Genomic DNA, 14,711 nt, shown 5'->3' with positions numbered 1-14,711 from the left:
ATTATTTTTTTAAAAGAAAGGTATTTACAATGGCTTCAAAAAAAATAAAATGAATAGCTTTTATCTCCACAATGTTTTTAACTGGTGGATTAGTAATTGCAGCACCACTTGTAGCTTCAAAAGTTTTTTGAACTAATCAAAGATCTGGACCAATTGATTATGATGTAGTTTATCCATTACCAGAAACTGGGAAAGATGTATCATCTTCTATTGCAACTTGAGGTGTTAATGAAGATAGAATTTCTAATAGAGCAGAAGCGAACTTACGTTTTCAAAAAGCTATTGAAAACACTTGAGTATTTGCTGGTGGAAGTGATTTCTATTCTAATTTTGATTTAACTAAAAGTAGAAAAAACTGAGTAGGATTATTTGATGAAAATATCAGATGATATTACAAAGTTTTAAATACATCCAATCCTGCAAGTTTATATTCTACAATGGGTAGATTTGTTATAAATGTTTCTAAACCTAATCAAACTCTTAAAGAATTAAATGAAAAGTTTAATTCTAAAGTTAGTAATTTAGATCCTAAGAATGTTGTCACAATTGTTGGTAATGAGTATTTAGAAGCAAGTGATGAATATAATTCTTTAGTGTCTTTTGAAAATGATTTAACTACATTTGTAAAAAACTCTTTAATGTTAAGAGATCAATCATCTACTGTGACTATTATTAAACATTGAAAATCCCCTATTAAAGATTTTGATACTGATACTGCTTATAATAACAAAGTAGATAAGTTCAATAATGTAGTAAATAAAGTTTTATACAATATGTCAGTTGATGAAACATGAAGTGAATCACTTTCAAGGGTTAAAGTAATTGATTGAACAGATTTATTTATTAACCATATTGATTCACAAACTGAATGACCATTTGATGATAACCACAACATTATTGCTAGATGAGCAAACAGTTTATTAGGAAAAGAATTAGTAATGGCTTTTGATGAAGGAAATGCTTGAACTCAAGGAACTATTGAAGATCCTGAATCTGCTTGACATGGTTATGAAACAGAATTTATAGAAGCTACTACACTTGATGGAGCAGTAGATACTACTAAAAACAATTTACAACTAGGAACAGTAACTCAAACTACAACACAATCTACAACTTCTTATAGTGACCAACCTGTTGTTAATTTATCTGTAGAAATTCCAAATGCAGTTGAAGGACAATATTTAAAATATATTTTAGAAATACCTGATGCTGGACTAACAATAGAAGACTATTCATTTGTAACAAATAAAGTTATTACAATTGATAATATTGGAACATTTCCAACAACAAGTACTAGTCCAATTACAAATCAAGCATATACTAATAAATTTGAATTGACTGTATTTGATATTAATAATCAGCCATATGATCGTCTTACAGGGGTTTTAGGAAATACTTCAGCAGATTCAACTACATTATTAGATTCAACTCCAACTGATTTAACTGATGCTCAAAAAAGATTTATAGAAAAATTTAATAATAAGAATGAACCAATGGTTTGAGCTTGAGTTGGAGATAATGTTGACCAAGGTGTTCAATACAATGTTGGCTTTGATAGTTTTAGTGAAGTAACTCAAAAAAGCATTCAAAGTGATTGAGGTAGATGAGATGATATTTTCATTAATGCAGCAATGAGTGGTGACTTTACTAATAGAGCAGCAGATGATTATTTAATTCAATCAAGAATTACTAAATATGCTCCTGATGTTTTATCAATTGGACTGGGTGTAAATGATTTAACTACAGGAACTAGTAATGGTCAAACTACTAATACTAATAAAGATACATTTGAAAGTAATATTAAAAAAATAGTAGATGCTGCAATAGAAGCAAATCCTGAAGTAATCATTGTAGTTAATGCAATCAATCCTAATGGAACTACTACAACTGCTAATAATATTTCAACATACAATGGATATTTAAAAGCTTTATTTGGTGATTCTACTACTAGTGGTGGAAGTGGATCAGCAAACTATAAAAATAACGTTATCTATAATGAAAGTGTTTACACTATTTTAAATCAAGTGAAAACTCAACATCCTTGATTATATGCAAACAATAATAAATACAATTGATTCATGGGAAGTGATGGAATTAATCCAAGTATTAGCACTAACATAATTAAATCTAAGACATTCTTATCATCTTTGGGTGTAAATGTAGAGAATAGTTATTTAGATAGCTATCAAGTAAAAGCTGGAACTCCTTTTTCAAGTTCTACTACTAAATCAATTGATTTTGCTGCTGGTAATACAAGTAATGGTCCTAATTGAGGACTTCCTGATCTTAAGGCTTGATTAGCAACTTTACCAATTGGTGGTTCAGCTGCAAATGGAGGTAATGTAGGAAGAGTTATGATTAATATTGAAAGCACTGATGTATCGGATGATAGAGTATACTTATTAGAACCAAGTTACAATAGTTTAACTACTACAAGTTCATCAACTAGTAATAACTATGTAATACCATTTTTAGATTCTGGAGATTATGTGTTATCTTCTTGAGCAATTTCTAGAACTGCAGTATTTTCTTCAAATGCAGATTATTATTTAGCACCTGCCAATTCTTCATTTAAAATAAACTAATAACTGCTAATTTAGAAGTCAAATAAAAATGTTTATGTATTTAAAAACTCTTTTGGAATTACCAAAAGAGTTTTTAAATTAGTATAGTTTAATTAATATTTTTAAATAACATCTCTTCTTCTAAACAGTAAGAAAGAAACATAGTTTAATAAGATCAGAAATAAGATTCATCCAATAAACAATGAACTAGTATCAAAATAACTTTCTATAGTAAAAGTATAATTATCTTCTTTGTTTGTTAAAAATGGTGTTGAAACAGGTTTATAAAAAAGTTGATAATATGAGGCAACATATTTTATTGAAGAATCAACATAGTAATAAATAAAGTTTCTATACAAACTAGAATTAGGGTTAAGATAATCATTCATAACTTTGTTATAAACACTATTTTCATTAGCTTGATTAACTGGATCAAAATATTCTCAGATTGCTGCAGTTTGAGGTAAAGAAGAAATTTCTTTATTACCTAGCATTTCATCTAATCCATAAAAATATCTAACTAGATCAAAACCTAACATATTTAGCTTTATTAAGTTTATTAGTGTATCTTTATGTTTATTATAAAATTCTTCTTTTTCTGCATTTCTTGTTGCTTTATAAGTTCCTGGAGTTTGTGGATATAAAGAAGCTCATTCTTGTACTGCTTCATTGATTTCTTTTATATTAACTTCAAATAATTTCTCATTTAGAAAACTTAATACTAATTTATTTAATTGAATTAAAAGATCTTTTTCACTCATAGATTTACTATCATAATAGTTTACAAATAAATGAGATAAAGTGTATTTCGATAACTTTGAGATATTAATAAAGAAACCATAATAGTTTAAAAAATTAATATCATTATCAAAACTTGCATTCTCTACATATCATCTAGTGTCTTCATATAAAGGACTTGTTTTATCTGTGATATATTGGTGTATAGCTTTGTCTGCACTTGATAGTCAGTTTGATTGATTGAAATAATTATTATCTTCTTTCATAAAATTTAAAAAACTATTATCACCTTTATTTTGTGATTGAATAAAATCTCACTCCAGTGCTTCATAATCAATGCCACCAAAATTAATTGTTTTGTGTTCACCTAATTGAAGATAAGAAAAGTCATAAGAACTTAGAGTGAAATAAAAGGGTATTGAAAAACCATTGTCTACACCTTCATTTAAATTTAATTTAAGAGTGACATTTTCTGGAGTCAAAGCATTTTTAGAAAAGTCAAAACTATAATGAAATGGGTAGTTAAAATCAGCATTACCCATATAACTTTCATCAGATAAATAAGTGAATTGTTTGTTTAATCCATACATATTACTAAGTTGTTGATAAAAGTTAATTGGTATAAGTTTTGGATAAAGCCTCTTGCTATAGTTGTTTAAATAATCTTCTTTAAAATCATTCTGACTGTTACTTGATATTACATTGGTTTGTTTAATTTCATTATCTTCATCCATTGTTAAAACATTACTGATTTTATAACTTGATGAAAAAGAACTATTACTTTTTGATTTAATATCTACTACAAAGATATTAATAATTGAAAAGAACAGCATAATAATATTAAATATTGAAACAGTAATTAGTTGCTAATGACTTTTTCAAAAATATAGAGATAAATAATGAAATAGAAGCAAATGCTAAATAGATTACTAGTGAAGCTATAGGGATTCCAAATAAAGCAATTAAAGAATATGAATGAACAGAATTAGGGAAAGCAAAACAGATTGCAGTTACAGGTAAAGCAACTAATGCATTAATTAATCCAAACATAGAAATAATAGATATTTTTGAAATAAAGATATTTGCTCTATTTAATGGTTTACTAACAATCAATAACTCTGATCCATCTTCAATTGGTGTTTTATAAATATCTGTTGAAATATAAGAAGATATAACTGTTAGTAAAAAAATTAAAAATGTAATTGATATTGGGTTAGCAAAAAAATATGTAGGTTCATCACCTCTAATTAATGACAAACAAATAAACAATATTATTATTGCTTGGTAAAGTAAGATAGAAACATAGTAACTTACTTTTTTAATATATAAGACAAATAAAAAAATAAAACAGTGTTTATTAAACATGTTCTTAAAATGATTTTTAACATAGTTCATTGATGAACTTAGTTTCTTATTTCAATTTAAATATTTTTTCATTTTGAGTTCTTAATAAAAATATAAAGCAATAAAAATGTCTTTATATTTTAGAGTATTATATTTAAATTTATACAATTAATTTTTTTATATATTTAAAAAATATCTTTTTTTCTAAAAAATAAAAATGAGATATAAAAAAGAATTGTTGGGAATAAAACTCAACCAACAAATAAGCTAGCAGTATCAAAATAACTTCTTGATGTAAAAAAGTAACTGTTAGATGATTCATCATATTGGAGTGGTGTTGGGCTATAAAAATTTCTAAAGTATGTAACTTCATATTTCATTGAACTATCAGATAAATATTCATAGAAAATACTTTTATATAAACTAGAATATGGATTTAAATAATTATTCATAATTTTATTATAAATGCTGTTTAGATCGGCTTTGTTATTTTGTGGATTTAAATAACTTCAAACCGTACTACCATTAGGTAAAGTATCTATTTCATTGTTTTCTTTTAAATCATTAAAGCCATAAAAAATTCTAGCTAAGTCAAATCCTATTAGATTTAGCTTTATTAAGTTAATTAATATATCTTTATTATCATTGAAGAATTTTTCTTTTTCTGATTCTTTGTTGTCAGTTGGAGTAGATGTAGTTTTATCTTCTGTTAAAAGAAGAGTTCATTCATTTATGATTCTATCAATATCTTGAGTATTGATATTAAAATCTGAAGAATAGAAAAATTTAAAAAACAATCTATTTATTTCATCTAAAACTAATCTTTGACTCATATTGCTTTTGTCATAGTATTGACCAAACATATAAGATAGTGCACTTTTTGAAATCTTTGTTAATGTTAAAAAGAAACCATAGTAATTTAGAAAATCTTTATTGGTAGTATTGCCATAAATAGATTTACTTACAGATTCACTTGTATCTGTATATAAATGAGTATTTTTCTTTTTAATATAATTCAACATAGATTCTTCAATATCTGTGTTTCATCTTTTTTCAGTAAAGTATCTGTTTTCTTGATTTATATAATTTTTAAAAGTTGTATTGTAAAAATTTTGAACATCAAAAATTTGAGATTTATATTCAAACTTACTTTCATCTTGTGAATCTTGGTTGGTTGTCCCATTGTTGTTAGTTTGATTATTATTAGCATTGTTGTTTTGAGTATTCTCTTCAGTTGAAGATTTTTCTATATATTCACCTAAATATAAATAAGAAGATGAATATGAATTTAAACCAAAATAAAAAGGAATTGAAAAATTATTATTAGTTGTATTAACATTCAAATTTAAATGTAGATTTAGTTTATCTATTGTTAAAGCATTTTTAGATAAATCAAATTCATAATAGAAAGGGTAATTTAAAGTACTATACCCCATATAGCTTTCATCTGTTAAATAAGCAAATTCTCTATTTAAACCATACATATTGCTTAGTTGTTGGTAAAAATTAATTGGTGTTAATTTTGGATATGTTCTTTTATCAAAGTAAGTTAAATAGGTATTTTTAAAATCAATGTTATTTGAACTTTTTACAACCTTTATTTCATCTATTTTATTTTGATTATCTAGAACTAATGGATATTGGATTTTATAACTTGTAGCAAATGTATTGTCATTCTTTAATTGAATATCTACTACAAAGATATTAATTATAGAAAAGAACAACATAATTACATTGAAAACAGAAACTATTACTAGTGCAATAGCTTTTTTAAAAAATATAGATGCAAATAATGAAATTGAAGAAAATGCTAAATAGATTACTAAACTTGCTGTAGGAATTCCTAACAATGCAATTAAAGAATATGAATGAACTGAATTTGGAAAAGAAAAAACAATTGAAACTATAGGTATTGATATTAGTGAATTAATCAAACCAAATATTGAAATGATAAATAACTTAGAAATAAAAATACTTGACCTATTAAGTGGTTTACTAACTATTATAAGTTCTGATCCATCTTCAATGGGTGTCTTATAAATATCTATAGTTATATAAGAGGCAACCACTGTTAATAAGAATATTAAAAAAGTAATAGTTATTGGATTAGAAAAAAAGTATGTTGGTTGAACATCAATTATTAATGATAAACATATAAATACTAATAGCAGTAATTGATAAAGTGCTATAGCTATGTAATAACTAATTTTCTTAATATATAAAACAAATAAGAAAGTAAAACATTCTTTATTAAAAACATTGGATAAAGAATGTTTGATTGATTCTATATTTATTTGTTTAATTTTTGAATTTAAAAGTTTTTTCATTTTTATGTTTTAAAAGTTAATTAATAAAAATATCAATTAAACATTTTAAAATATTTTGCTGATTTATTTAAAAAATATTTTTTGTTTTTAATAACAGATTTAAAGACAAAATAAAAACAGCAGAATAAGAAACTTATTCTGCTGTAGTGTAAATTTGTCTTTTTTACAATTCTTATTATACACAAATATTTTATTTTTTATTAAAAAATATCTTTTTTTCTAAAAAATAAAAAAGATAGGTAATAAACTAGGACTGAAAAAGAAATTCATCCCACAAATAATCCACTTGTACTAAAATAACTTTCTGTTGTGAAAGAATAGCTTTTAGATAATGAGTTTAATGGAATTGCCATTGATTTATAAAAGTATTGATATTCTCTGACTGAATAATTTTCATTTTCTTGTTTATAAATAGAATCATATCAAAACCCAGTATTTATATTAGAGTATGGATTTAGATAGATTGTCATCATTCTATTATAAATATTTCTATGATCATCATCACCATTTGGATTTAAGTAACTTCATAATGAATCTTCATCATCTGATAAATTTGTAATAATATCATTCATTACTAAATCATATAAACCATAAAAGTAGTAAGATAAATCAAAACCTATCATTTTTAATTTAATTAGATTAACTATTGTATCTAAATGCTTTTGAAGAAATTCTGTTCTTTTAGCTTGGCTTTTTTGTTCTTCTGAAGAACTTTTGTTATTTAAAGCATCCCACTCTTTTACAATGGTTTTAATTGTTGGTATATCTATATTAAAATCTATTGAATCTGAGTTAATGAATTGTAATACCATTCTATTTAGTTCACTTAAAACAACTGAATTTCTAATATTTGTTCCAAAGTATTTAGGAGATGAAAGAAATAATGAAATTGCATATTTAGACAATTTTTCTACATTAAAAAATAAAGCATAAGTTTTTAAGTAGTTTAAGTGGTTTTCACCTTGGAATGATGTATGAGTTCAAACTTCATCTTCTAAAGGTGTTGTGCTATTTTTTATATAATTAGTAACAGCAGTTTCAATGAAACTTGTGAATTCAGATGGATGAAAATAATTATTATTTGAATTTATAAAATCAGAAAAATCTTCAATTCCTGTATTTCTGCTTCTTGCTATTATTAATTTATAATCAAAATCTCCTCAACCTTCTTCTCCGTTATTTTGATCATTTTGATTGCCTGTTTGACCGTTATTATTATTCAAATTTTCAAAAGAATAATCTTGCATAGTAATATATGAAAGAGATCTGTATCTTACTCCAAAATAAAAAGGAACTGTTAAGTTTTGATTGATATTTAAATTTAAAGAGACATCTAAATTATTTGGTTCTAAAGCACTCTCACTAAAATCAAATACAAAACGAAATGGATAGTTCAAAGTACTATATCCCATTAATGAACTATTTTCTAAATACATAAATTGTTTGTTTAGTCCATACATATTACTTAGTTGTTGATAAAAATTAATAGGACTTAATTTAGGATATAGTCTTTGGCTTGATTCATTTTGATAACTTTCATAAAAATCTGTACCATTAACATTTGAAACAACACTTTTTTTATCTAATTGATTATTTTGATTAAGAGTGATTGGATGAGTGATTCTATAACTATTAGTAAATGTATTATCATTTTTAAATCTTATATCTACTACAAAGATATTGAAGATAGTAAAAAATAATAAGATTACATTAATTACAGAAATAGTAATTAATGATAAAGACTTTTTCATGAAAACAGAAATTAACAAAGCAAGAGAAGAAAAAGCTATATATATTATTAATGTAGCTATTGGAACACCAAAAAGGGCAATTAAAGAATAATCATATATTGAATTTGGAAAAGCAAAAATAGTAGATGTTACAATTAATGAAATTAATGAATTCATTAACCCAAATAAAAGAATCATAAGAATTTTGGATAAAAAGATATTTGTCCTATTTAATGGTTTACTAATTATTAATAGTTCTGAACCATCTTCAATTGGGGACTTATAAATATCTATAGTAATATATGAGCAATTACAGTTAATAAAAATATTAAAAAAGTTATTGTGATAGGATTAGATAAATAGTAAGTTGGTTCATCACCCCTAAGTAATGATAAACATATAAAAACAAGCAACAGTACTTGGTAAAGACCAATTGATGCATAGTAACTTATTTTTTTAATATTTAATACAAACAAAAACAAAAAACATTCTTTATTAAATAAATTCAAAAAATTTGATTTTGTTTTTTTGAAGTTAATAAATCTAATTTTTTGGTTTAATTGCTTTTTCATTTTGCTCTGTTATGTTAACTTATTATATAAAATTCTTATTTACATATTGTAAAATACACTTAATGTTTAAAAAATATTTAGCATTTTTATTATTGCAAGGAGTTTTTGTGAAATATAGAGTAAGTGATATATCTAAGTTGTTATCCATCCCTGCTTCTACTTTAAGATACTATGATAACCAAGGCTTATTACCTAACTTAGAAAAGAATGAAAGTGGAATTAGAATTTTCCAAGAAAAAGATATTGAAATTTTATATTCAATCAACTGTTTAAAAAAAGCAGGACTATCAATTAAAGATATTAAAAAATATATTTATTTAATAGAGCAAGGGGATTCAACAATAGAACAAAGATACAAAATCTTTTTAAATAAAAAGAAAGACCTTATAAATGAAATAAAAAAATTAAATGAAATCTTAGAGTTTGTTGAATATAAAACTTGATTATATGAGAAAGCAAAAGAAACAGGATCATTTACAAAAGCAATGGAAATATTTTCTTCTGTCAAACCTAAAAACGTCATAAGCGTTAAGCAAGCAATTGAATTGAAAAAAGAAGAACACAAACAACAAGGGAAATAATTAAAGAGTATGAATAAAATGGATAAGCTTTTTGAAAATGATGAAAACATTGCAAAGTATGGAAAAAACTATGAACATTATGAAAATTTAAAATTTTTTAATTTTCCAGAGAATAGTAATACAAAAGAATTTTGTGAAACATTAATTACAATAAAAATTAAAGTTACAAATTTAATTACTTTTGCTGGATTCAACCTAGGTTCATGAATTGCTTCAATTGCATTGTGGATCATGTTAATTTCTAAATTCTTTAATGATAATAAGCAAGTTTTAATAATTGCAGTTTGTTTGACAGTTTTGGCAACAATCTTTACTTGCTATGTTGCTTGGTCTTTTTATAAGATTTTTTTATTGGTTAAAAAAATATTTAATCTTGAACAAATTAATCAATTACCAGAATTAAAAAAAACTAAAACAATTAGTTTAGTTTACTTTTTTACTGGTGCTAATTTTATTTGTTTTAGTGCAGTTACCATTTGATTAATGTATTTCATTGTTAAAAAAGCAATGAATAAATTATCTACAAATCCTGAAATTTTAGGTATTTCTAAAAAGGATGAATCTGAAATTATTAAACAATTGAGTGGAAAGAGTGCAATTAAATAATTAAACAAATTCATTAATATATGAATATTAAATTTATAATTTTAAAGATTATTAAATTTATTTAAGGATATTTAAATATGAAAAAAATCGCAATATTAACATCTGGTGGTGATGCATCAACTATGAATAAATGTCTTAGTACATTTATTACATATGCTAGTAAATACAATTGTGAAGTTGTATTTGTAAAAAATGGTTATAAAGGAATTTACGATAATGAATTTGTTAAACCGGATTATACTGAAACTAAATCTTGATGAAGTTTACCAGGAACAAAAATCTATTCTTCTAGATTTCCAGAAATCTTAGATGAACAAGTTAGAAAACAAATGGTTGATAACTTACATAAAAATTCGATTGATACATTAGTTGTCATTGGAGGAGATGGAAGTTATAAAGGAGCTAGATTATTATCTAAATCAGGAATTAAGGTTATTGGTTTACCAGGAACAATTGATAATGATATAGCTTCAACAAGTTATTCAATTGGTTTTGATACATCATTAAATGCAATTGTTAATTCAATTAAAGAAATTAAATCATGTATGGATTCTCATGCAAATGTTGCAATGATTGAAATCATGGGAAGACATTGTATTGATTTAACTGTATTTGCTGGAATTGCAACTGAAGCTGATATCATAATTACTCCTGAAAGTTTTTATACACCACAACAACTATTAGCTAAGATAAATGAAAAAAGAAAAACTAATTCTAGAGGAATTATAATTCTTTATGTTGAACTATTATTAGGTACTGAAAATATTCCAACAGTTGAAGAATACATTAAATATATTCAAGCAAATTCAAAAGAATCAGTTAAGAAAAATATTTTAGGATATTTACAACGTGGTGGGAATCCAACTGCAATGGATATGATAAGAGCAAGTTTAATGACTGAACATGCTTTAAAAATGATTAGTGAAAACCAATATAACAAAATTATTGGTGTTGATGAATTTAAAGTAGTAAGTTATGATTTAGAAACTGCTATCAATATGAAAAACCCAAGCAGAAAAGATTTAATTGATAAATTCTTTAACTAAGCAAGATTCATAAAATATAAGCAAAAGACATAATTGATTATCAAAATTGATTATGTTTTTTTATTTTTCTTTTAATTTTAAAGAAAAATTTAGGCACTAATTTCTACTTGATATAATGCAACATTTTATAAATGTTATTTTTTTGTTGTTTCACTTTTATCTCTTTTAATTTGAAAATCACATCAGTAATAAACTGAAAAATGGAGATGTAATTTGTAAATTTATTAAAAATAAGATAACAATGTCTCTTTAATAAGTTATTTAGACTAGTGTTAAATAAAATATTAATTTTTTATCTTGGAAAGGAATATATGAAAAATTTTATAGACAATTTTTCTTCAACAGCAAAAAATATTAATGATAAATTTTGTTCTTGAATAAAAAGGTTATCTATAGGTCAAAAAATATATATTACTTTATGAATCATTACGGCAATATTATTAGTTGCAACTATTATATTGTTTGTTGTTTGACAAAAGTCTTCATTAGAAACTGTGACAATTGATCAAACTACACATTTAACTGAACTTGCTAAATATCAACAAAATGTAATTGCTGCTGTAACATTCTCTACTGTTGTTGTACTTGCTATTTCTATTTTTACAACTACTTGAGTTTCTTATAAGAAAAAGAAAGGCAAATAAATGTACATTAGTAATTTAAAAACATTTGGTTTAGTTCAAGATGTAAAACAAGATCATAAAGTTAGCTTTAAAAGCAATAAAGTATTTGCAAAAATTGGTTCCTCTTTCAAAAAGACTTTTGAAAGTTTAGGAAGACTTGGGAAAGCTTTATTATTCCCTATTGCTGTTTTACCAATTGCAGCAATATTAAATAGATTAGGTGCACAATTACCAAATTCAGCCGATACTCCTGAATTTGCTAAATTTGTGCAAACATTATTATCAGCAGCTGGTAATACTGTATTTAACAACCTCCACATTTTATTTGCAGTAGGTGTAGGATTTGGATTAACTAAAGATAATCGGGGTGAAGCTGCTTTAACTGCATTGGTTGGAATTATCCTACTTGGTTTATTAATGAGTAGTACTGGTGCAGACTTACCCCAACAAATTTATGGAAAAATTAAATTTCCAATTGATCAATCTTTGATTGATGCTGGAATTGTCTCTGCAGATGCAACAGGTTTTCAAGCATTATTTGGAAACAAATATGATTCAATACTTTCACAAAATGTTTTAAATGGTATTTTATCTGGAGTATTTGTTGCTTGAGTTTACAACAGATTTAACAATGTAGAATTACCAAAAGTATTAGGATTCTTTTCAGGAAGAAGATTATTACCAGTTCTTATTATTTTAGGAATGATGTTTTATGGAATTATTTATGCAGTAATTTTCCCTTGATTAGGTTGAATTCTATATCAAATTTCACTTGGTTTATCTTCTGCCACTGGTAATAGATGAAGTAATGCTAGTATCTCAGGAGTATATGCATTTTTAAATAGATTATTAATTCCGTTTGGATTACACCACATTCCAAATACATTATTTTGATTTGTATTAGGGCAAGCACCAGATGCAAGTGATCCTAGTAAATTTGTATATGGTGATATTAATATCTTTTTAAATGGACAAGCACAAGGAAATAATGCAGGTACATTCCAGTCAGGTTTTTTTGCTAGTATGATGTTTGGTTTACCAGCATTGGTTTATGTGTTTTATAGAAATGCAGAAAGTAAAGAACAAAAACAAAGAGTATTATCTACTTTTGGACCACTTGCTTTAGTTTCATTCTTAACTGGAATTACTGAACCTATTGAATTTGCATTTATGTTTGTTAGTCCATTACTATATGGAGTTCATGCATTATTAACAGGAATATTTTCATTTATTACAGGAGCAATGGGAATCCAAATTGGATTTGGATTTAGTGCAGGATTGATAGATTACTTATTATCAATTCCAAAATCTCTTCAAATTATAGAAGCTAATAGAACTGGAATAGATGCAGTATTTGCAAATCCAGGATGATTGTGAGTAATAGGATTATTGTGTGCATTATCTTATATTTTTGTAGGCAATCTATTAGTTAAAAAACTTAACTTATCAGTACCTGGAAGAGGTCAAAATTTAATTACTGAATCAATGGTGAAAAAAGACAATCATACTGATAATAATAAAGACAATAAAAAAGGGTTATCTGAAAAAACTAAGAAATTAGTTTTAGGTTTAGGTGGATGAGAAAATATTGAAAATTATCAAAACTGTACAACAAGACTTAGATATGATGTAAAAGACATGAGTAAGATAGATGAAGCTTTGCTAAAAGAAGGAGGAGCAATTGGAACTAAGAAATTCCAAGATCATCATCTTCATGTAATTTTAGGGCCAGAAGCTGAACTTGTTAATGATGAAATTATTAATAACAAAAACAGTGATTTAACTTTAAATAATGACAATAATTTAGTTAAAGAAAAAGAGAAACAAAAACTAGCATTAGCTAAACCTGTTAAAGTTAAATCTCCAATTAGTGGAACTATAGTATTTTTAGAAGATGTTAAAGATGAAACATTTTCTTTAATGGGCAAAGGTGTTGCTATAATCCCATCTGAAAATGAGTTTATAGCACAAGACAATTTTGAGATTGAGTCTTTCTTTTGAACAGGACATGCTTATATTGCAAAGATTAAAGATCTTGATGTATTAGTTCATATTGGGATTGATACTGTAAAAATAAATTCAGATAAAAAAGAAGGGGATAAACTTGAAGTCTTTTCTACTAAATTAATCGATAAAAAGAATCATAAAATTTCAAAAGGTGAAAAGATAATTAAAGTAGATTTTGCTAAGCTTAAAAAACTTGGATATGATCCTACAACTTTATTTATTGTTTTAAATGAAAATTTAGTTAACAATGAATTAAATCTATTAGTTAAAAATAATCAAAAAGTTAACAAAGGTGATCCACTGTTTGAAGTGAAAGCAAAATAGTAATCTCAAATAATAATTTAAAAGTCAGAGAGCAATCTCTGACTTTTTTAAAATATTTTCTAATTAGTTAAAAATGTTAATACAAAATGAAATTGAAAATAATAATACAGCAGTTAATCTTTTTTGTGAAAATACTTTATATAAAAAAATTAATTTTATTATGTGTTATATAAATTTTTTTTAATTTTCTTGAAAATTAGGCAAATATCCAAAAGATTTATAATAACAAATGAAAACTAATAAATTAAG

General features: G+C 24.9%; 10 protein-coding genes. 6 read left to right on the top strand and 4 right to left on the bottom strand.

Annotated elements, in window-relative coordinates; all coding sequences use genetic code 4:
- Window positions 1-29: 29 nt before the first annotated feature.
- Window positions 30-2,585 (top strand): SGNH/GDSL hydrolase family protein, encoded by a 2,556-nt coding sequence (locus MYPE_RS03110; RefSeq protein WP_011077421.1) that lies wholly within the window; start codon window positions 30-32, stop codon window positions 2,583-2,585.
- Window positions 2,586-2,686: 101 nt separating this feature from the next.
- Here MYPE_RS03110 and MYPE_RS03105 read toward each other — a convergent pair whose 3' ends face one another.
- The 4 genes from MYPE_RS03105 to MYPE_RS03090 form a co-directional block, all read right to left on the bottom strand.
- Complete coding sequence (locus MYPE_RS03105; protein ID WP_011077420.1) at window positions 2,687-4,135, bottom strand: hypothetical protein; 1,449 nt, start codon at window positions 4,133-4,135, stop codon at window positions 2,687-2,689.
- A gap of 7 nt (window positions 4,136-4,142) precedes the next feature.
- Window positions 4,143-4,739: an ABC transporter permease subunit gene (locus MYPE_RS03100; protein ID WP_011077419.1), complete on the bottom strand. Its 597-nt coding sequence runs from the start codon at window positions 4,737-4,739 to the stop codon at window positions 4,143-4,145.
- Window positions 4,740-4,831: 92 nt separating this feature from the next.
- Window positions 4,832-6,973 (bottom strand): ABC transporter permease, encoded by a 2,142-nt coding sequence (locus MYPE_RS03095; RefSeq protein ID WP_011077418.1) that lies wholly within the window; start codon window positions 6,971-6,973, stop codon window positions 4,832-4,834.
- 200 nt (window positions 6,974-7,173) lie between these two features.
- A complete protein-coding gene (locus MYPE_RS03090; protein WP_267871835.1) occupies window positions 7,174-8,976 on the bottom strand; it encodes an ABC transporter permease in 1,803 nt (600 codons plus the stop codon).
- 406 nt (window positions 8,977-9,382) lie between these two features.
- Between MYPE_RS03090 and MYPE_RS03080 the strand changes: the two genes are divergently transcribed.
- The 5 genes from MYPE_RS03080 (at window position 9,383) to MYPE_RS03060 (ending at window position 14,462) form a co-directional block, all read left to right on the top strand.
- On the top strand, window positions 9,383-9,856 hold the full coding sequence (locus tag MYPE_RS03080; protein WP_052270426.1) for a MerR family transcriptional regulator: 474 nt from the start codon (window positions 9,383-9,385) through the stop codon (window positions 9,854-9,856).
- An 18-nt stretch (window positions 9,857-9,874) separates the two neighbouring features.
- On the top strand, window positions 9,875-10,462 hold the full coding sequence (locus MYPE_RS03075) for a hypothetical protein (RefSeq protein WP_129374461.1): 588 nt from the start codon (window positions 9,875-9,877) through the stop codon (window positions 10,460-10,462).
- 77 nt (window positions 10,463-10,539) lie between these two features.
- Entirely contained in the window at window positions 10,540-11,508 is a 969-nt protein-coding gene (locus tag MYPE_RS03070) for an ATP-dependent 6-phosphofructokinase (RefSeq protein WP_011077414.1), read from the top strand.
- A gap of 311 nt (window positions 11,509-11,819) precedes the next feature.
- Window positions 11,820-12,152: a hypothetical protein gene (locus MYPE_RS03065; protein WP_044891273.1), complete on the top strand. Its 333-nt coding sequence runs from the start codon at window positions 11,820-11,822 to the stop codon at window positions 12,150-12,152.
- On the top strand, window positions 12,153-14,462 hold the full coding sequence (locus MYPE_RS03060; protein ID WP_011077413.1) for a PTS transporter subunit EIIC: 2,310 nt from the start codon (window positions 12,153-12,155) through the stop codon (window positions 14,460-14,462).
- The last annotated feature ends 249 nt before the right edge of the window (window positions 14,463-14,711 follow it).

This window comes from Malacoplasma penetrans HF-2, from assembly GCF_000011225.1.
GTDB classification, from domain to species: Bacteria; Bacillota_I; Bacilli_A; order Mycoplasmatales; family Mycoplasmoidaceae; genus Malacoplasma; species Malacoplasma penetrans.
Note: the sequence above shows the minus strand (reverse complement) of the source record. Positions and strands in the feature narration are given on the sequence as shown.